General features: G+C 74.9%; 17 protein-coding genes and 1 pseudogene. 11 read left to right on the plus strand and 7 right to left on the minus strand.

The features are described 5' to 3' along the window. Positions 1–34: 34 nt before the first annotated feature. Positions 35–1,141: a cell division protein ZapE gene (gene zapE / locus ACIRBX_RS28090; protein WP_402300719.1), complete on the minus strand. Its 1,107-nt coding sequence runs from the start codon at positions 1,139–1,141 to the stop codon at positions 35–37. Here zapE and ACIRBX_RS28095 point away from each other — a divergent pair. The 4 genes from ACIRBX_RS28095 (at position 1,140) to msrB (ending at position 4,402) form a co-directional block, all read left to right on the plus strand. After that, positions 1,140–1,922: a pyrimidine reductase family protein gene (locus tag ACIRBX_RS28095; RefSeq protein WP_402300721.1), complete on the plus strand. Its 783-nt coding sequence runs from the start codon at positions 1,140–1,142 to the stop codon at positions 1,920–1,922. The two genes, zapE and ACIRBX_RS28095, sit on opposite strands and share 2 nt — an antisense overlap. Positions 1,923–2,039: 117 nt before the next feature. Then, positions 2,040–2,498 (plus strand): indole-3-glycerol phosphate synthase, encoded by a 459-nt coding sequence (locus ACIRBX_RS28100; RefSeq protein ID WP_402300722.1) that lies wholly within the window; start codon positions 2,040–2,042, stop codon positions 2,496–2,498. Between the two features lie 77 nt (positions 2,499–2,575). Then, positions 2,576–3,979 carry a UDP-N-acetylmuramate--L-alanine ligase gene (gene murC / locus ACIRBX_RS28105; RefSeq protein WP_402300724.1) on the plus strand — a complete coding sequence of 468 codons (1,404 nt, stop codon included), beginning with the start codon at positions 2,576–2,578 and terminating at the stop codon, positions 3,977–3,979. An 18-nt stretch (positions 3,980–3,997) separates the two neighbouring features. Next, complete coding sequence (msrB, locus tag ACIRBX_RS28110; protein WP_402300726.1) at positions 3,998–4,402, plus strand: peptide-methionine (R)-S-oxide reductase MsrB; 405 nt, start codon at positions 3,998–4,000, stop codon at positions 4,400–4,402. Between the two features lie 53 nt (positions 4,403–4,455). Here msrB and ACIRBX_RS28115 read toward each other — a convergent pair whose 3' ends face one another. Then, the gene (locus ACIRBX_RS28115; RefSeq protein ID WP_402300728.1) at positions 4,456–5,007 is read right to left on the minus strand and encodes a Uma2 family endonuclease; all 552 of its coding nucleotides are present in this window, start codon (positions 5,005–5,007) and stop codon (positions 4,456–4,458) included. A 145-nt stretch (positions 5,008–5,152) separates the two neighbouring features. On the opposite strand from ACIRBX_RS28115, the gene ACIRBX_RS28120 reads away from it, so the two are divergent. Next, on the plus strand, positions 5,153–7,453 hold the full coding sequence (locus ACIRBX_RS28120; protein ID WP_402300730.1) for a restriction endonuclease: 2,301 nt from the start codon (positions 5,153–5,155) through the stop codon (positions 7,451–7,453). 7 nt (positions 7,454–7,460) lie between these two features. On the opposite strand, the gene ACIRBX_RS28125 is transcribed toward ACIRBX_RS28120, so the two are convergent. Further along, positions 7,461–8,387: a GNAT family N-acetyltransferase gene (locus tag ACIRBX_RS28125; RefSeq protein ID WP_402300732.1), complete on the minus strand. Its 927-nt coding sequence runs from the start codon at positions 8,385–8,387 to the stop codon at positions 7,461–7,463. Between the two features lie 220 nt (positions 8,388–8,607). On the opposite strand from ACIRBX_RS28125, the pseudogene ACIRBX_RS28130 reads away from it, so the two are divergent. The 4 genes and pseudogenes from ACIRBX_RS28130 to ACIRBX_RS28145 all read left to right on the plus strand — a co-directional run bounded on the left by ACIRBX_RS28130 (position 8,608) and on the right by ACIRBX_RS28145 (position 12,996). Then, positions 8,608–9,904, plus strand: a pseudogene (locus tag ACIRBX_RS28130) (DUF692 domain-containing protein). 195 nt (positions 9,905–10,099) lie between these two features. Then, on the plus strand, positions 10,100–11,110 hold the full coding sequence (locus ACIRBX_RS28135) for a TIGR04222 domain-containing membrane protein (protein WP_402300735.1): 1,011 nt from the start codon (positions 10,100–10,102) through the stop codon (positions 11,108–11,110). A 1-nt stretch (position 11,111) separates the two neighbouring features. Further along, the gene (locus ACIRBX_RS28140; protein WP_402300738.1) at positions 11,112–12,080 is read left to right on the plus strand and encodes a TIGR04222 domain-containing membrane protein; all 969 of its coding nucleotides are present in this window, start codon (positions 11,112–11,114) and stop codon (positions 12,078–12,080) included. Between the two features lie 142 nt (positions 12,081–12,222). After that, positions 12,223–12,996 carry a TIGR04222 domain-containing membrane protein gene (locus ACIRBX_RS28145; protein ID WP_402300740.1) on the plus strand — a complete coding sequence of 258 codons (774 nt, stop codon included), beginning with the start codon at positions 12,223–12,225 and terminating at the stop codon, positions 12,994–12,996. A gap of 51 nt (positions 12,997–13,047) precedes the next feature. Here ACIRBX_RS28145 and hemQ read toward each other — a convergent pair whose 3' ends face one another. The 3 genes from hemQ to ACIRBX_RS28160 are packed head-to-tail and all read right to left on the minus strand — an operon-like array spanning position 13,048 to position 15,779. After that, positions 13,048–13,758, minus strand: a complete 711-nt coding sequence (hemQ, locus tag ACIRBX_RS28150) for a hydrogen peroxide-dependent heme synthase (RefSeq protein ID WP_402300742.1) — start codon at positions 13,756–13,758, stop codon at positions 13,048–13,050. Further along, on the minus strand, positions 13,755–15,161 hold the full coding sequence (gene hemG / locus ACIRBX_RS28155; protein WP_402300744.1) for a protoporphyrinogen oxidase: 1,407 nt from the start codon (positions 15,159–15,161) through the stop codon (positions 13,755–13,757). Before hemG ends, hemQ begins: the two co-directional genes overlap by 4 nt. 33 nt (positions 15,162–15,194) lie before the next feature. Further along, on the minus strand, positions 15,195–15,779 hold the full coding sequence (locus ACIRBX_RS28160; RefSeq protein ID WP_402300746.1) for a Uma2 family endonuclease: 585 nt from the start codon (positions 15,777–15,779) through the stop codon (positions 15,195–15,197). Positions 15,780–15,834: 55 nt separating this feature from the next. Between ACIRBX_RS28160 and ACIRBX_RS28165 the strand changes: the two genes are divergently transcribed. Continuing rightward, a complete protein-coding gene (locus tag ACIRBX_RS28165; protein WP_402300747.1) occupies positions 15,835–16,632 on the plus strand; it encodes an SDR family oxidoreductase in 798 nt (265 codons plus the stop codon). A 107-nt stretch (positions 16,633–16,739) separates the two neighbouring features. Further along, positions 16,740–17,858, plus strand: a complete 1,119-nt coding sequence (locus ACIRBX_RS28170; RefSeq protein WP_402300749.1) for a DUF4349 domain-containing protein — start codon at positions 16,740–16,742, stop codon at positions 17,856–17,858. A 62-nt stretch (positions 17,859–17,920) separates the two neighbouring features. Here the strand turns inward: ACIRBX_RS28170 and hemE are convergent, their stop codons facing one another. Beyond that, entirely contained in the window at positions 17,921–19,009 is a 1,089-nt protein-coding gene (gene hemE, locus ACIRBX_RS28175) for a uroporphyrinogen decarboxylase (RefSeq protein ID WP_402300752.1), read from the minus strand. Positions 19,010–19,158 lie beyond the last annotated feature (149 nt).

Raw genomic sequence — 19,158 nt, forward strand, 5'->3', positions numbered from 1 at the left:
GCCCCCCGAGCACGTGCCCTACCGGACCGCCTGCCTAGGAGGCACTGTCGCGGGCCAGGGCGACCAGCCGGGAGATCGCACGGAGGTACTTCTTGCGGTAGCCGCCGCGCAGCAGCTCCTCCGGGAAGACCCGGTCGAACGGCAGACCCGAGGCGGTGATCGGCAGTTCTCGGTCGTACATCCGGTCCGCGAGCACCACCAGCCGCAGCGCCGTCGACTGGTCGTCGACCTGGTGCACGCCGCGCAGGAAGACCGCCTGCACGTCGTCCAGCAGCGCCCCGTACCGACTGGGGTGGACCACCTTCAGGTGCTCCAGCAGCGCGTCGAAGTCGTCCAGCGCCGCGCCCGGGGTCTCCTCCGCGCGCGAGGTGACGGCCTCGTCGGTGTAGGGCGGCGGGGCGTCCGGCAGGCCGCGGTGGCGGTAGTCCTGGCCGTCGATCCGGAGCGGGCGGAAGTGCGCGGAGAGCCCCTGGATCTCGCGGAGGAAGTCCGCGGCGGCGAACCGGCCCTCGCCGAGCTTCTCGGGCAGCGTGTTGGAGGTGGCGCAGAGCTTGACGCCGTTCTCCACCAGGCGGCTGAGCAGGGTGGAGACCAGCACCGTGTCGCCCGGGTCGTCGAGCTCGAACTCGTCGATGCAGAGCAGCCGGTGGGTCGAGAGGGTCTGCACCGCGGTCTGGAAGCCGAGCGCGCCGACCAGGTTGGTCAGCTCGACGAAGGTGCCGAAGGACTTCGGCCCGGGGGTGGCGTGCCAGAGCGAGGCCAGCAGGTGGGTCTTGCCGACGCCGTAGCCGCCGTCGAGGTAGACGCCGGCCGGGCCGGTGGGCGCGGGGGCGGAGCGGCGGAACCAGCCCTTCTTCGCGGGGGCGCTCGCCGCCTGGATGCCGGCCGCGAACTCCTCCAGGACCTGGACCGCCTCGTACTGGCTGGGCTGCGTCGGGTCCGGGTCGTAGCTGCCGAAGCTCACCCCGGCGAAGCGCGGCGGCGGCACCATCTCGGCGACCAGGCGCTCGGCCGGGACGACCGGCCGGCGGGAGGTGAGCGCGATCGGGGCGACGGTCGGGCCGTCGGTCGCTATGGCATCGGGGCGGGAGGCTGCGGGCACGTTAGTAGAGGGTACCGGCCGTGGAACACTCGACCTCATGCAGCAGCTGATCAGTCCGAACGGCGTCAGGTACGAGGACCTCCACTCGCTGGAGGCGCTCGCCGAGGTCTACGCGTACCCCGACCAGGTGAACCACGGCCGCCCCTGGCTGCGGGCCAACATGGTCTCCGGACTGGACGGCGGGGCCCGGCTGGACGGGCTCTCCGAGGGGCTGTCGGGGGACGCCGACAAGCGGATCTTCGGGGTGCTGCGGGCGCTCGCCGACGTGGTGCTGGTGGGTGCCGAGACGGTCCGCTCCGAGGGGTACCGGCCGGCCCGGGCGCGCAGGGAGTTCGCGGCGGCCCGGGCGGCGGCCGGGCAGGCACCGGCCCCGGTGATCGCGGTCGTCAGCCGGAGCCTGGGGCTGGCGCTCTCCGCCCCGCTGTTCACCGAGCCGCTGGTCCGGACGGTGGTGATCACCACCGAGGACTCCCCCGCCGAGGCCCGCGCGGCGGTCGCCGAGGTGGCCGACCTGATCGTGGCCGGGAGGGGGGACGTGGACCTGACGCTGGCTCAGCGGGAGCTCACCGCGCGGGGCTGGACCAGGCAGCTCACCGAGGGCGGCCCCCGGCTGCTCGGGCAGCTCACGGCAGCGGGGTTGGTGGACGAACTCTGCCTCTCGGTGGCCCCCCTCCTCACCGGGGGCGACGCGCCACGAATCCTCCACAATGCCGAAATGTCTGACACGCAGTCGATGCGGCTGGTCTCATTGATCGAGCAGAAAGGTTTCCTCTTCACCCGATACCTACGCCCCGAGGGCTCCGCCCCCACCCCCGCGTGATCCGAATCGCACCGTGGCCCGTGTGGCGCGTGTGCAGCGTGAGGAAAGCATCCTCCGGGCACTATGGGAGTCGGGAACGGACACCGCCCGGGGGACTGCACCTGCGAAGGGACGCACGTGTTCAAGACCGTACTGATGATCGAAAAGGCGCTCTCCGACGCCGACGTGGAGCTGGTCACCACGCTCCACGGCGAGGAGGAGGTCTCCTTCGTCGTCCTGATCCAGCCGCGCGGCAAGCAGGGCGAACTGCTCCGTGCCCTCGACGACGTGGCCCTCGGCCATCTCGACAAGGCGGTGCACGAGCGCGAGGAGGAGGACGCCCCCACCCTGGCGGGCGAATCGCTCCGGCACAGCCTGCGCCATCTGGAACGGGCCGGCGCCACGGCGGTCGGCGAGGTGGTCGAGGCACATCCGCTGGACCGGCTGCGCGAGGTGGTCGAGGAGCACCGGGCGGACGAGGTGCTGGTGCTGACCTCGCCGCACTTCGTGGAGGAGTTCTTCCACCGGGACTGGGCCTCGCAGGCCCGGCACAAGGTCGGGGTGCCGGTGCTCAAGCTGTTCGCCAGCGACTCCTGAGCCCGCACGGGGCGGGGCCGGAGGTAGGGCAGAATCGTCCTTGCCCCTGACAGCACCGAGGTACGACGGAGCACTCCTTGAACGACGCCGCGCACGACCTGCACGCCCCGCACTTCATCGGCATCGGTGGCGCGGGGATGTCCGGCCTGGCGAAGATCCTCGCGGTGCGCGGCGCCCGGGTCTCCGGCAGCGACTCCAAGGACTCCGAGACCGTACGGGCGCTGCGCGCGTTCGGCGCCGAGGTGGCGGTCGGCCACGCGGCCGAGAACCTGCCCGCCGGGGTGAGCAGCGTGGTGGTCTCCAGCGCGATCCGGGCCGACAACCCGGAGCTGGTGGCCGCCCGCGAGCGCGGCGTCCCGGTGGTGCACCGCTCGGACGCGCTGGCCGCCCTGATGGGCGGCCGACGCGCGCTGGCGGTGGCCGGCACCCACGGCAAGACCACCACCACCTCGATGCTCTCGGTCTCGCTCGGCGAGCTCGGCCTGGAGCCCTCGTACGCGATCGGCGGCGACCTGGACGGCCCGGGCTCCAACGCCCACCACGGGGCCGGCGAGATCTTCGTCGCCGAGGCCGACGAGAGCGACCGGAGCTTCCACAAGTACGCGCCCGAGGTGGCGATCGTGCTCAACGTCGAGCTCGACCACCACGCCAACTACGCCTCGATGGACGAGATCCACGAGTCCTTCGAGACCTTCGCCGGCCGGATCGTGCCCGGCGGCACCCTGGTGGTCTCGGCCGACCAGGAGGGCGCCCGCGAGCTCACCGCCCGGGTCCGCGGCCGGGACGGCCTGAAGGTGGTCACCTACGGCGAGTCCGAGGGCGCGGACGTCCGGGTGCTCGGCGTCACGCCGCACGGCATGACCAGCGAGGTGACGGTCCTGCTGGACGGCACCGAGCTGACCTTCACCGTCTCGGTCCCCGGCCGCCACTACGCGCACAACGCGGTGGCCGCGCTGGCCGCCGGCGCGGCGCTCGGCGTGCCGGCCGCCGACCTGGCCAAGGCGCTCGGCGCCTACACCGGTGTGAAGCGCCGCCTCCAGCTCAAGGGCGAGGCCGGCGGGGTCCAGGTGATCGACTCCTACGCGCACCACCCGACCGAGATGACCGCCGACCTGGAGGCGATCCGGGAGGCCGCCGACGGCCGGGTGCTGGTGGTCTTCCAGCCGCACCTGTTCTCCCGCACCCAGCAGCTGTCCGAGGAGATGGGGCAGGCGCTGGCGCTGGCCGACGCCTCGGTGGTGCTCGACATCTACCCGGCCCGCGAGGACCCGGTCCCCGGTGTCACCAGCGAGCTGATCATCGACGCCGCCCGGCGGGCCGGGGCCGACGTCCGGGCCGAGCACGTCTTCGCCGACGCACCGGCCGTGCTCGCCGCACTGGCGCGGCCGGGCGACCTGGTGCTCACCATGGGCGCCGGCGACGTGACCGACCTCGGGCCGGAGATCGTCTCCCGGCTCGCCGGTGTTGCACCCTCTGCCTGACACCCAAGGAGGTCCGCGATGGCTTACGAGATCGAGAAGACCGACGCCGAGTGGCGCGAGCAGCTCAGCCCCGAGGAGTACCACGTGCTCCGCGAGGCCGGCACCGAGCGGCCGTTCGTCGGCGAGTACACCGACACCAAGACGGTCGGCGTCTACTCCTGCCGCGCCTGCGGCACCGAACTGTTCAGCAGCGAGACCAAGTTCGACAGCCACTGCGGCTGGCCCTCGTACTACGCCCCGCTGGCCGAGGACCGGGTCCAGTACATCGAGGACACCTCGATGGGCATGAAGCGGGTCGAGGTGCGCTGCGCCGCCTGCGGCGGGCACCTCGGCCACGTCTTCGAGGGCGAGGGCTACGGCACCCCGACCGACCAGCGCTACTGCATCAACAGCATCTCCCTGACGCTCCGTCCGACGGAGTAGCCGCAGGCACGGGCCCCCGGTCGGAGCTTCCGGCCGGGGGCCCGTGCGTTCCGTCAGCGGTGCAGCGCCGCCGGGTCGAGGTCGAGCGGGAAGGGGTCGTCCAGGTCGGTGCTCTCCCCGAGCTGGACCAGGCGGTCGGCGTAGCGCCCGCCGTCGAGGCGGCCGAGGTGGAACCGGGGCACGGGGTCGAGCTCGACCCGCCAGTAGTGCGGGATGCCGGCCGCGGCGTAGAGGGCGGGCTTGAGCTTCCGGTCGGCGACCCGGGTAGCCGGCGAGGCGATCTCGACCACCACGGCGGCCTCCTCCGCACCGAGCGCGGGGCCGGCCCCGGCCCCGCCGGCGATGACCAGGTCCGGGACCAGCAGGCCGTCGGGGACCCGCAGCCGGACGGCCTCCAGCACCTCCAGCGGGGCCTGCGCCTCGTCGACGGCCAGGCTCAGCAGCATGGCCAGCCGCAGGGCGGCCCGGCGGTGCGGGAGGCCGGGATCCGGGCTGAGCAGCAGTGCTCCACCGACCAGTTCGACCCGGCCGTGCGGGCTCTCCGGCAGGGCCAGGACCTCCTCGACGGTCCACGGTCCGGTGTGCTCGATCTGCGTGACGTCCACGTCGTCCTTCCCTTCGCCCGGCGCAAGCCCTCATTGTGCTGGGCGGGGCGGCCCCGCCGGGCCGGCCGGTGGCGCGGACCGGGGCGGGAGGCACCGCCGGGGGCGTGCCAGACTTGATCGTTCGGGTCGGTGGGAGGGGACGGGAATGGCCAGGCGAGGCGGCTCCGGGGTGTTGGCGATGATCGCGGAGGCGCAGCGGCAGCAGGCCCGCCGGCAGGAGGAACAACGCCGGGCGGCGGCCGAGGCGCAGCGGCGGTTCGAGCGGGAGCAGCGGGAGGCGCAGCGGGCCGCCGCCCAGGGTGAGCGGCAGGCCCTGCGGGCGTACCAGCAGGGGCGGGAGGCGGACGCCGCGCGGCGGACGGCCGAGCTGGACGAGCGGGTGGCCGAGCTGCGCGGGGTGCTGGCCCAGGGGCTGGCCGGGCCGGCCTTCGTCCTGGGTGACGTGCAGGGGGCGTTCCGGCCGCCGGCCTTCGACCCGGGGCCGCTGGGGCAGCCGGTGCCGATGCCGGATCAGAACTGGTACCGGGTACCGCCGCTGACGGGGCCCCAGGCGTACGACCGGGCGGCGCAGCGGCACTGGGACGAGCAGGCCGCGCACGCCCGGGCCCGGTTCGAGTACGACTGGCACGCGGCGCAGCGCGCGGAGGGCGAGCGGCAGGCCCGGCTGGCCGCGTACCGGGGGCAGTACGACGCCTGGGTGGCGGAGAACCGGCGGCTCGCCGCCGACCGGGCGGGCCAGGCGGGCCGGCTGGCGGCGGACCTGGCGGCCGGTGCGCCGGGGGCGGTGGCGGAGCTGTTCGAGACCGCCCTGCACAGCCGGGCGGACTGGCCGGCCGAGTTCCCGCGCGGCTGCGAGGTGGCCTGGGACGCGGCGACCCGCCAGCTGGTGGTGGACTGGGAGCTGCCGGCCTTCGAGGTGGTCCCGGCGGTGGCCCGGGTGCGGTACGCGAAGGGCGAGGACCGGGAGTCCGAGGTGGCCCGCTCGGGGTCCGAACGGAAGGCGCTGTACCGGGAGTTGCTGGCCCAGTGCGTGCTGCGGGTGCTGGCCGAGGTGTTCGGCGCGGACGAGCGGCGGCTGCTGGGCTCGGTGGTGGTGAACGGGTACGTGGAGGGCGCCGATCCGGCCAGCGGCCGGCTGGAGCAGCGCTACCTGGTCGCGGTGACGGTCCGTCAGGAGGACTTCCGGGCGGTCTCGCTGGACCGGGTGGAGCCGCTGGACTGCCTGCTGGACGGGCTGCGCGGGCGGCTGTCGGCCAAGCCCGAGAAGCTGGAGCAGGTGCGCACCGAGCGGCTGGCCGGGCAGGTCGGCGACTACCAGGGGCCGCCGCCGGGGACGGACGGGCCCGACCTGTTCACCATGGACCCGCTGGACTTCGAGGAGCTGGTGGCCGAGCTGTTCCGGCGGCGCGGCCTGGTCACCCGGACCACGGCACGCAGCGGGGACCAGGGGGTGGACGTGGTCGCCGAGGACCCGGACCCGGTCACGGGCGGTCTGATCGTGATCCAGGCCAAGCGCTACCGCCGCACGGTGGACCCGACGGCCGTCCGGGACCTGGACGCGACCCGGGTCCACCACGGCGCGAAGAAGGGGATCCTGGTCACCACGGCCGGCTTCGGCCCGGACTCGTACCGCTGGGTCGAGGGCAAGCCGCTGACCCTGGTGGACGGGCCGATGCTGCTCTCGCTGCTGCACCAGCACGGCCTGCCGGGCCGCCTCGGCGGCACACCGGAGGACGCGGCGGGGAGCCCGGCGGGCCCCGTGGTCCCGCCCCGGCCCGCACATCCGCCGCGGCCCGCCGGGCCGGCCGGTGCGGGCGTACCGGGCGCACCGGCCGGGTCCGAGGACGCGACCCAGGTGCTGCCCCGCGAGGTGCTGCCCCGGGAGGCGGCCACCACCGTGCTGCCCGCGCCGCAGGCCGCCACCCTGACCCCGGGTCAGAACGTGCCGCTGCCCACCGCCGGGCTGGCCGAGCTCGCGGTGCGCTTCCGCTCCGCCGGGCCGGAGGCGGACCTGACGCTGCTGCTGCTCACCGAGGACGGCACCGTCCGCACCGACGAGGACTTCGTCTTCTACCACCAGCCCACCGCTGAGCGGGGCGCGGTGCGGCTGGACCCGAAGGAGCGTCAGGGCGACGGCCTGCTGGCCGAGTCGGCGGTGGTCCGGCTGCCCGCCCTGCCGACCGCCGTGCACCGGATCGCGGTGTCGGTGAACATGGACGCCGACTCCACCGCGACCTGCGCCGAGCTGGAGCGGGCCGAGCTGGAGGTACGGGCGGCGGACGGCAGCCGCTGGTCGTTCGAGCCGCCGGCCGAGCCGGGCGTCTCGGCGATGCTGGTGGCCGAGCTCTACCGGCACCGGGGCGCCTGGAAGCTGCGCGCCGTGGGCCAGGGCTGGTCGGACGGGCTGGCCGGCCTGGCCCGGGCGCACGGCGTGGACGTGGGCTGACGGCCGGTCAGGCCCCGGCGGCCGGGAGGTCCTTGGCGTACAGCCACTCGGTGCCGCACCGCCGGTAGCCGAGCCGGTCGTTGACCGCCAGCATCGGCGCGTTGGTCGCGTCGTTGCCGGTGTACGCGTCGGTCAGCCCGGCCGCGACCGCCCGGTGCAGGGAGTCGGTCTTGGCGAGCCCGGCCAGACCCCGGCCCCGGTGGGTGGCCGCCACGGTGGTGAAGTTGGACCAGTACCGGGTGCCGGTGCTGTGCACCGCGGTGAAGCCGACGGTGCGGCCGTCCGCCACCAGCACGGTGGTGAGCTCGCGGTTCAGGTCCGGCGCCTGCCACTCCTCCGCCAGCCACTGCTCGTAGGCGAGGTTGGCGTAGTCGGTCCCGCCCGGCTCGTCCTCGGTGCCCGCCACGTCGATCTCGAACAGCGGGCGCGGGTCGTCCGCGTAGTCGGCGGCGGTGCGCAGTTCGACGCCCTCGGGCAGCGGTGGGACGGGGTGCTCCAGGGTGCGCAGGTCGAGGTGGGCGAAGTGCACCGAGCGGCCCCGGTGGTAGCCGTGGCGCTCGGCGAAGCCGGTGGAGGCCGGGTCGTCGGCCGTCCAGGCGGTGATCCGGGTGGCACCGTGCGCGGTGAGGTGCCGCTCGGCCTCCGCGAGCAGGGCGGTGGCCAGACCCCGGCCGCGCGCCTCGGGGGCGACGCTCAGGTGGGCGAAGCCCCGGCCGCCGGTCGAGGAGTGGGCGTGCAGGCCGACCCGTGCGATGGCGGCCACCTCGCCCTCCCACTCGCCGACCAGCAGCCGGTAGTGCTCCTCGGGAGCGGCGGCGGTGACCAGGTGCCGGAGGGCCCGCGGGGACATCACCACGTGCGGGCGGCCGGCGCTGTGGGCGTGGGCGGCGGCCTCGGCGTCGACCGGGTGGAAGTCACGGATGATCAGGGTCATAGGATGCCGACCGTAGCCTTCCGGCCACCTGCGGGCCACTGAAATTCCCCCCGCCGGCGGAAAGCTCAAGTTCAGCTCTGAGAATGGCTGGTGCGGGTTGGCAGCCGCCCCGGCGGGATACATCCTCAGGCAGCGGGACGGCGCGCGAAGGAGCCGCCGGACCGACCGAATCCAGAACGACGCCGGCTCTCGGCGCGGCCCTCCGAAGGGGGCGGATCAGATGACTTCCACCGCAGTGGCGCTCCCCCGGCTCGGGGTCGGCGTGGGCTGGCGGCCCGAGATCGACACCGTGGTCGAGCGGCTGCCCGGCCTGGACTGGGTCGAGGTGGTGGCGGAGAACCTCTGCCCGGACGAGCTCCGGGCCGGGGAGCTGCCGCCCTCGCTCACCGCGCTGCGCGAGCGCGGCGTCCGGGTGGTGCCGCACGGCGTGGCGCTGGGCCTGGGCGGGGCCGACCTGCCGGACCGGGCCCGGCTGGAGCGGCTGGCGCTCACCGCGCAGGCGCTCGGCTCGCCGCTGGTCACCGAGCACCTGGCGTTCGTCCGGGCCGGTGGCCGGGAGGCCGGGCACCTGCTGCCGGTGCCGCGCTCCCGGGACGCGCTGCGGGTGATCGCGGAGAACGTCCGGATCGCCCAGCAGGAGCTGCCGGTGCCACTGGCGCTGGAGAACATCGCGGCCCACCTGGCCTGGCCGGACGACGAGCTGACCGAGGGTGAGTTCCTGGCCGAGCTGGTCGAGCGGACCGGGGTGCGGCTGCTGATCGACGTGGCCAACCTGCACACCAACCGGGTCAACCTGGGCCTGGACGTGGCCGCCGAGCTGGACCGGCTGCCGCTGGAGGCGCTGGCCTACGTGCACGTGGCCGGCGGGATCGAGCGGGACGGGGTCTGGCACGACACCCACGCCCACCCGGTGACCGCCCCGGTGCTGGAGGTGCTGGCCGAGCTGCGGGCCCGGGCGGTGCCGCCGGGCGTGCTGCTGGAGCGGGACGAGAACTTCCCGCCGCCCGCCGAGCTGGCGGGCGAACTCGACGCGATCCGAAGGGTGTTGGAAGGGGAGGCGCACCGTGTCTGAGCACTACGAGTACCTCATCCGGCCGGGGGGCGCCCCCGAGCCGTCCACCGATCCCGCACTGATCCTCGCCCGGGCCGAACTCGCCCGGCGCCAGGCCGAGTTGCTGGACTGCCTGCTGGCCGGGGCGCCGGTGCCGGCCGGCTTCGACGAGACGCAGGTCCGCACCCAGGCCCGGGGCCTGCTGCACAAGCGCCGGGACACCGTCGCCCGGGTGGAGCCGGAGCTGGAGCGCGCGCTGGGCCACGAGTACGGCGGGCTCTTCGTCCGGTACGCCGAGGCCCACCCGATGACCACCGGCTACCGGGCCGACGCCCGGGCCTTCGCCGAGTGGGCGCTGGCCACCGAGCCGCAGGCCGCCTGGCACCCGGCCCTGGAACGCCTGCTCCGGCCGGCCGGGCCGTCCCGCCGCCGCTGGTGGCAACGGGCCGGCGCACGCACCGACTGAACCACTCCGCAGGGGATTCCGACCCCACCGGCCGGCCCCACACCCGGCCACCGCGGACCACACCACCGGCCGGTCCCACACCCGGCCAGCACGGACCACACCACCGGCCGGTCCCACACCCGGCCACCGCAGACCGCCGCCCCGAGTGCGGCGCTGCCCGCCACACGCACCACTTCACGTACGGGGGACCCCACCATGTGGTACGCCGAGTTCGGCATCGCCGCCGCCGCCCAGCTGCTCGCCGGGTACAACGCCCAGAAGGCCCTGCGCAGGATGCGCCACGTCCCGCTGCCGCAGGGTCTGCCCGGCCGGGGCCAGCCGCTGCTGGACGCCGCCTTCCTGTCCGGCGGCCCGGCCCGGGTGGTCGACACCGTGATCGTCCGGATGCAGCGGGAGGGTCGGCTGATCGTCTCCCGCTCCGGCCGGGTGACGATCACCAACCGGAACGCCCAGGACGCGGTGGAGGCCACCCTGATCGCTGCGGCCGGCTCCTCCGGCCGTACGGAACTCTCCACGCTGCGGCGCGAGTTGGCGCGCAGCGAACACGTCCAGCGGATCGGCGACGGACTGGCCGCCCGGGGGCTGATGCGGCGGCCCGACCTGCACCGGAAGGCGCGGACCGCACGTCGGCTGTTCTGGTTCGTCCAGCTGCTGGTGATCGGCCTCGGCGTGCTGGCCGCGGTCGGCTGGCTGGGCCTCTCGGCGGCCGAGCAGGGCGCCCGCACCGCACCGTTCTTCCCGTTCCTCGGCCTGCTGCTGGTGGGCCTGTTCTGGCTGGCCGTCAGCAAGCCGGAGCGGGCCCGGATCACCCCCGCCGGAGTGCGCCAGCTGGACCTGATCCGCACCGGCAGCCCCTGGCAGCCGCACGAGGCCGCGATGGCCGGCGGGGCGGTGCTGCTCGGCGCGGTCGCGCTGGAGGGGGTGGGCGCGCTGGACGACTCGCAGCTGCGGGACGCCATGGAGGCCGAGGAGTTGGCGGCCCGGGCCCGGGCCGCGAGCTCGGGCTCCACCTCCTCCTCGGACTCGGGCGCCTCCACCTGGTGCTCCTCCTCCGACCCCGGCTCCTCCAGCAGCTGCGGGTCCTCCTCCAGCAGCTGCGGCTCGTCCTCCTCGTCCTGCGGCTCCTCGTCCGGCTCCAGCTGTGGCTCCTCCTCGGGCAGCAGCTGCGGGAGCAGCTGTGGCGGCGGCGGCTGCGGGGGCAGCTGAGATGACCGGGCCGCTCCCCTACGCCGAACTGCTGGCCGCCACCGCCCTGGTGGCGGCCACCGGCCTACGGGCCACCGCCGCCAAGATCCGGCTGACCCGCAGGCGCGCACCGCTGCGGCGGACCGGCGCCGAGCTGCCCGAGCTGGAGCTGGCCCATCTGCGCGGCGGGCCCGGCCTGGTGGCCGACACCGTGATCATCCGGATGCGGGACGACGGACGGCTGGTGATCTCCCGGGACGGGCTGCTCACCGTCGTCCGGCGGCACTCGGCGGACCCGGTGGAGGCCGAGCTGGTGCGGCAGACCGGTCCGCGCGGCCGGGCCCCGGCGTTCGCCGTCCGGCGCGCCCTGACGACCAGTCACGCCGTCCGCCGGATCGGGACCCGGCTGGTCGAGCGGGGGCTGCTGTACGACCCCCGCCCGGTGCGGGCCGTCCGGGTGCGCCGCCGCGACCTCCAGGGCGCTCTGGCCCTGGCCACCCTGCTCGGGGCGGTCGGCTGGCTCCGGCTGCTGATCGTGGGGCACCCCGTGCTGCCCACCCTCGGCGGCTTCGCACTGCTGCTGGTGGCCGGCGCGCTCTGGCACCGGAGGACCGCCCCCGACCCGTCGGCGCTCACCCCGTCCGGGCGCTCGCTGCTGGAGCGGCTGCGGGACGCCGTCGGGCCGGTCGCCGCCTCGCTCCCGGCGGCCGGGGCCGAGCAGTTCGGCGAGACCGGCTACGCGGTGGGCGAGTTGATGCTCTACCACTGGTACACGCCGGACTCCCCCGACGACCCGGTGGGCGGGGCGACGGACGGCTCCTGGGCCGACCACGGCTCCTCGGCCGGCTCCTGGTCCGGCGCCCGGACGGACGGCGGCGACTCCGGAGCCGGCCACGGCTTCGACGGCGGCCACGGGGGCGGCGGTCACGGGGGCGGGGACGGCGGCAGTCACGGCGGCGGTGGGGACAGCGGCGGGGGCGGCGGGGACTGAGGACCCGTCACCCTGCGGTGACCTGCGGTTGCTGCGTGCAGGCGGTGTGCACGGCCGGTGAAACCGGCGGAGTGTCACAGTTCGGTATCGCGATCCGCAAACCCGTTCCGTCGGCGGCGCGGGGCGGTCTAGAACGAAACCCATGTGGTTGCTCCTGCTCCTCCCAGCCCTACTCGCGGCCGTGCTCTCCTGCCTGCGGCTGGTCCGGGCCGCAGCCACCGCCGACTCGCTGACCGGGGCCGCCCGGCCGCACCCGGCCGAGCCGGTCGGGGTGGGCCTGCACGAGACCGCCTACCTGGCCGGCGGGCCGACCCGGGTGGTGGACCTGGCCCTGGTGCTGATGGCCGCGCGCGGGCGGCTGCACCTGGCGCACACCGGCTTCACCTCGGTGGCCGACCCGCACGGGCGGACCCGGCTGGAGCGGGCGGTGATCGAGGAGATCGGCCCGGACGGTCAGTGCCCGACCGGACGGCTGCGGGACGGGCTGGCCCGGCACCCGGCGGTGCTGGAGATCGGCGGCCGGCTGGTCCAGGCCGGCCTGGCCACCCCCGCCGTGGTGCGGGACAGCACCGCACTGGCGGTGCGTCAGGTCCGGCAGGCGCTGGTGCTCTCGGTGCTGCTGCTGGGCGGCGCGCTGGCGCTCTCCGCGCCCGGCACCGGGGACGCCGGCTCCGCGGTGGCCTGGTTCTCGCTGCCCCTGATCCTCACCAGCGGCACCCTGCTGATGGCCCGGGTCGACGTCCACCCCTACACCCGCTGGGCCACTCCCGCCGGGCAGGACGTGCTGGACGCGGTGCACATCCCGCGCCCGGCCCTGGGCGCCCGCTCCACCGACGACGCGGTGCTCACCGCCGTCGCGGTGGTCGGCCCGGCGGCCCTGCCGGACGCCCGGCTGCGGGCGGCGCTGCGGTACTGACGGAACGTCGGAGGGGCCCGCCGGTGGCGGGCCCCTCCGACTGCCGGACGCTCAGGCCAGACCGTTCAGCAGCTCCGCGATCGGCTTGCGGCGGCCGGTGTAGAACGGCACCTCCTCGCGGACGTGCAGCCGGGCCCGGGACGGGCGCAGGTCGCGCATCAGGTCCACGATCCGGTGCAGCTCGTCCGCCTCGAAGGCGAGCAGCCACTCGTAGTCGCCGAGGGCGAAGGAGGCCACCGTGTTGGCCCGGACGTCCGGGTAGCCACGGGCCATCCTGCCGTGCTCGGCGAGCATGGCCCGGCGCTCCTCGTCGGGCAGCAGGTACCACTCGTAGGAGCGGACGAACGGGTACACGCAGACGTACTCGCGCGGCTGCTCGTCGGCCAGGAAGGCCGGGATGTGCGACTTGTTGAACTCGGCCGGGCGGTGCAGCGCCATGTTGGACCAGACCGGCTCCAGGTGGCGGCCGAGGCCCGTGCGGCGGAAGCGGTTGTACGCCTCCTGGAGGTCGTCCGAGCTCTCCGCGTGCCACCAGATCATCAGGTCGGCGTCGGCGCGCAGGCCCGAGACGTCGTAACTGCCGCGCACCGTCACGTCCTTGGCGTCGAGCTGGTCGAACAGCTCCTGCACCTCGGAGGCCAGCGCGGCCCGGTCCTCGGGCAGCTCGCTCCTGAGCTTGAACACCGACCACATGGTGTAGCGGATGACCTGGTTGAGGTCGCGGGCCTTCTTCTTAACGGGCTGTTCGGTCGACTCACTCATGCGCCCATTCTCCCTTCCCTGACGGGTGCCCCGGCCGCCGGGGTCACCATCTCGTTGACGGCCCGGCGGGCGCTGGCGATGCAGGCCGGGATGCCGACGCCGTCGTAGGCCGCCCCGCAGACGGCCAGGCCACCGAGGCCGGCCACCGCGCTCCGGATCCGGGCCACCCGGTCCAGATGACCCACCGGGTACTGCGGCAGCCCGCCCGGCCAGCGGGTCACCGCCGTGTCGTACGGGCGGGCCCGCAGCCCGACCGCCTCGGCCAGATCGGCGAGCGACCGGCCGACCAGTTCCTCGTCCGGCAGCTCCAGCACCGCCACCTCCCGGTGCCGGCCCAGCGAGGTGCGCAGCAGGAACTCGTCCGGGGCCGAGCGCTCCAGCCAGCCCCACTTGTTGGAGGAGAAGGTGGACGCCTTGATCCGGCGGCCGTCCACCGGGGGCACCAGGAAGCCGCTGCCGGCCAGCCCGGCGCCGGCCAGGTCGGCGCGCCGGAAGGCCATCGTGACCAGCGCCATCCCGGCGTACTCGACCTGGCTCAACTCGGCTGCGGCCGAGGGCAGTTCGTCCACCAGAAGCTTGGCCGCGACCGGGGCCGGGACCGCCAGCACCACCCGGTCGGCGTGCAGCACCTCGCCGTTGCTGACGATCCGCCAGCCCTCCGGGGTGCGGCGCAGCTCCTCGACCGGGCTGCCGGTGCGCAGCTCGGCGCCGTTCCTGCGGGCCGCCGCCGCGACCGCCTCCGGCAGGGTGCCGAGACCACCGCGCAGCCCCTGGAAGACCGGACCGCCCGCGCTCGGCCGGGAGGTCAGCTCGCGCACCCCCTCGGCCAGCGGGCCGCCGCGCTGGGCGATCGGCAGCAGGGCCGGCACGGCGGCGCGCAGCGAGATCTCGTCGGCGTGCCCGGCGTAGACCCCGCCGAGCAGCGGCTCCACCAGCCGCTCCACCACCTCGCGGCCCAGCTTGGCCGCCACGTACGCCCCGATCGAGACGTCGGCCCCGATCTCCCCGGCCTCGCCGTCCCGTCCGGCCCGGCGCAGCCCCTCCTCGGTCAGCACCCCGGACGCGGCCAGCGCCGCCAAGTCGCCCGGCACGCCCATCAACTGCCCGGCCGGCAGCGGCCTCAGCTCGCCCCTGGTCCAGATCCCCGCCTTCGCGGTGGTCGGCGGCTCCAACTCCCCCGCCAGCCCGACCTCCCGGGCCAGCTCCACCGCCTCCGGCCGTCTGGCCAGCATCGACTCGGCCCCGAGGTCCACCCGGACCCCGCCGACCTCCCCGCCCCGCAACTTCCCGCCGAACCGCTCCCCGGCCTCCAGCAACGTGACCCGAGCCGCCCCGCTCGCCAACCACGCCGCCGTCAGCCCGGCGATCCCGCCACCGACCACCACGACCCGAAGCTCTGCCATGCCCGCATCCTCGCAGAGCTCACCCAAATCCCATCAATCAGGGCGTCGCCCGGACAGCAGCACCCTCAGGTCGACGGCAACGGGGAACGGGGCGGGACGGGCCAGCACCTCACGGAACACCCCGGCGCACTCGTAGGCACCGGTCGCCACGTCAAGCTCGTACGCGTACACGACCGGGAGGGCATCCTCCCTCTCGACCAGCCAGTAGTGGGCGATGCCGGCCTCGGCGTACTTGCGGAGCTTCACCTGACGGTCCCGGTCCGCCGACTCCGGCGACACCACCTCGACCACCAGCAGAACGTCCGACGGCACGTACCAGGTGCGGTCCGGGTCGAACGCGGCCGAGCTGACGAGCAGGTCCGGCTCCGGCCGGTTCCTCCGGTCGAGGCGGATCGTCATCTCGCGCTCGACGTCCAGCCCCTCGGGAGCCTGCCGTCCCAGCTCGAAGGTCAGTCCGGAGACCACCCGGCTGTGCCAGGCCCGCTGCGGAGACATCACGAAGACCAGCGCTCCATCGATCAGTTCGGTGTGCCGGGGCGCCTCGGTGAGCTGGTCGAGGTCCTCCGCGAACCAACCTTCTTCGCGGGGTGCGTACATCCAGTCGGGCAACGCGCTCATGCCCAAAGGCTGTCACATTCCGGCGGGCTGCGTCGTCCCCCTCCCGAAGGACACGGTGAGCGAGGAGATGACGATGGCCGACGTGGTGCTGGTGACCGGGGCGAGCGGGGTGCTCGGGCGCGAGGTGGTGGCCCGGCTGGTGGCGCGCGGGGTCGCGGTGCGGGCGCTGAGCCGCCGGGCGCGCGGCGGGGCGGACGGGGTGGAGTGGGTGGTCGGGGACCTGGCGAAGGGGGAGGGGGTCGGGGCGGCGGTGGCCGGGGTGCGGGCGGTGGTGCACTGCGCCAGCGACATCCGGCACCCGAAGAACGACCTGCCCGGCCTGCGGCACCTGCTGGCGGCGGCGAGGGCGGCCGGGGTGGAGCACGTCGTGAACATCTCGATCGTCGGGGTGGACCGCATCCCCTACCCCTACTACCGGATCAAGTGGCAGGGCGAGCGGCTGCTGGCGGAGAGCGGCCTGGGCTGGACCAACCTGCGGGCCACCCAGTTCCCGGCCCTGCTCACCACCGCCTTCGGCGCACTCGCCAAGCTCCCGGTGCTGCTCGTGCCGGCCGGGACCGCCTGCCAGCCGGTGGACCAGGGCGAAGTGGCCGAGCGGCTGGTCGAGTTGGCGCTCGCCGCCCCGGCCGGCCGGGTGCCGGACCTGGGCGGGCCGCAGGTGCTCGGGGCGAGGGAGCTGGCCGAGGGCTGGCTGCGGGCCACCGGGCGGCGCAAGCGGGTGGTGGAGGTGCGGCTGCCGGGCAAGGCCGCCGCCGCGTACCGGGCGGGCGAGCACACCACCGCGCACGCGGACGGCCGCCGCACCTGGGCCGAGTACCTGGCGGCCACCGTCCCCGGGCCGGCCCGCCCCTGACCTCAACGAGACTCTTCCGTGACGGACTTGCGATCGGCGGAGCGGATCCCGGCGGGCCCCGGCCACGTCCAAGGCGTACAGGGACGAACCGGGAGGGGCAGCAGGAGATGACGGTACGACAGCACGGAGGCAGACGGGCGGCACTGGCCGTGGCGGGGGCGGCCACGGCGGCGGCGGTCCTGCTGGGCGGGTGCAGCGCCTCGGACGACAGCGCCGGCGGCAAGTCCTCGGCGGCGGACATGGCCGCCCCGGCGGCGGCACCCGGCGGCGCGGAGAAGGCGGCCGGGGCACCGGCCGACACGAAGCCGGGCACCGGCGGGGCCTCGGCCGCACCGAACGCGGCACCGAGCGCGGCGGCGAATGGCCAGGGCCAGGAGGTCTCGGCTCCCCGCCTGATCGCCTACAGCGCCCAACTCTCGCTCCGCACCAAGGAGATGGCGAAGGTGCTGGACGAGGCCCGCAGCGCCGCGGGCACGGCCGGCGGCTACGTGGCCGGGGAGCAGCTGGGCAGCGGCAAGTCCGCCGACGGCACCCCGACCGACGCCAAGCTGACCCTGAAGGTGCCCTCGGCCGCCTTCCAGCAGACGCTGGACCGGCTGGCCGGGCTGGGCGAGGTGCTGTCGCGCAGCAGCCAGGCCGACGACCTCACCCAGCAGGTGGTGGACGTGGAGAGCCGGCTGAAGACCCAGCAGGCCAGCGTGGACCGGGTGCGCAAGCTGATGGCGGAGGCCAAGACGCTCTCCGAGATCGTCTCGCTGGAGAGCGAGCTCAGCCGCCGCGAGTCCGATCTGGAGTCCCTGCAGCGGCGGCAGCAGGAGTTGTCGGCGCGTACCTCGCTCTCCACCATCACGCTCCAGGTGTACACCCCGGCGAAGGCGCCCGAGCCGGTGAAGCCGGCGAAGAAGGAGGACGGCTTCTGGGCGAGCGTCGGCGGGGCGCTGGCCGGTGGCTGGCACGCCCTGGTGGCGCTGGTGAAGGGACTGCTGATGGTGCTGGCCGCCATCGCGCCGTTCGCGCTGGTGCTGGGGCCGATCGGTTACCTGCTCTGGCGGCTGCGGCGCCGGCTGGCCGCCCTGCGCCCGGCCCGGCCCGAGCCGCGCCCGTCCGCGATGCCCGCGCGCCCGCAGACCGACCCGTGGGCGGCCCCGGCCCCGCAGGCGCCCGAGGCACCGCAGGCCTCCGAGGCACCGGAATCGCCCGGGACGCCGGAGGCCACCGGGAAGTGAACCACCGTCTGACGGCCCGTCACGGGGGTCGGGCCGTCAGACGGTTCTCACCGCAGGCAGGGTCAGCGCGCGCTGGTCTCGTGCACGTAGGCGACCAGGCGGGAGAGCGCGTCCGGGTCCATGCTCGGCATCACGCCATGGCCCAGGTTGAAGATGTGGCCGGTGCCGCCGCCGATCGCCTCGGCCGCGTCCAGCACCTCGCGGGCCTTGGCCTCCACCACCGAGGTCGGCGCGTAGAGCACCGCCGGGTCGAGGTTGCCCTGGAGCGCCTTGCCGGGGCCGACCCGCTCGGCCGCCACGTCCAGCGGCACCCGCCAGTCCACGCCGACCACGTCCGCGCCGGCCTGGCCGAGCAGGCCGAGCAGCTCGCCGGTGCCGACGCCGAAGTGGATCCGCGGCACGCCGTAGCCGGCCACCGCGTCGAACACCTTGGTGCTGGCCGGCATCACCGAGCGGCGGTAGTCGGCCGGGGCCAGCGCGCCGACCCAGGAGTCGAAGAGCTGGACGGCCGAGGCGCCCGCCTCGATCTGGATCTTCAGGAAGGCCGCGGTGATGTCGGCGAGCCGGTCGACCAGACCGGCCCAGAGCTCGGGGGCCCCGTACATCATGGCCTTGGTCTTCTCGTGGCTCTTCGACGGACCGCCCTCGACCAGGTAGCTGGCCAGGGTGAACGGCGCCCCGGCGAAGCCGATCAGCGGGGTGGAGCCCAGCTCGTCCACCAGCAGGCCGACCGCCTCGGTGATGTACGGCATGTCGTCCGGCTCCAGCGGGCGCAGCCGCTCCAGGTCGGCGGCGGTGCGGATCGGGTCCGCGATCACCGGGCCGACCCCGGGCTTGATGTCCACGTCGATGCCGATCGCCTTGAGCGGCACCACGATGTCGCTGAAGAAGATCGCCGCGTCCACCTGGTGCCGGCGCACCGGCTGGAGGGTGATCTCCTTGACCAGCTCGGGCCGCATGCAGGAGTCGAGCATCGGGATGCCCTCGCGCACCTTGAGGTACTCGGGCAGCGAGCGCCCGGCCTGGCGCATGAACCAGACCGGCGTGTGCGGCACCGGCTCGCGGCGGGCGGCGCGGAGGAAGGCGGAGTCGTACGCGGCGCCTCGGTGCGCGGCGGCCTGACCGGACTGGGCAGCGGTTGTCTCACTCACCCCCGAATCTTCGCACGCTGCCCGGCCCCGCCCGCCCGCCGGAGGCCGTCGGTTCGCACGAAACGGACCGGCCCGGGGTGTCAGCTGACGAACAGTCCGACAACCGTCACGCCACACCGGCCGAAATGACTCGGCTTCCGGGCCCGGCC

Origin of the sequence: Kitasatospora sp. NPDC096147, from assembly GCF_044763225.1 — a bacterium.
In the GTDB taxonomy this organism is placed as follows: domain Bacteria; phylum Actinomycetota; class Actinomycetes; order Streptomycetales; family Streptomycetaceae; genus Kitasatospora.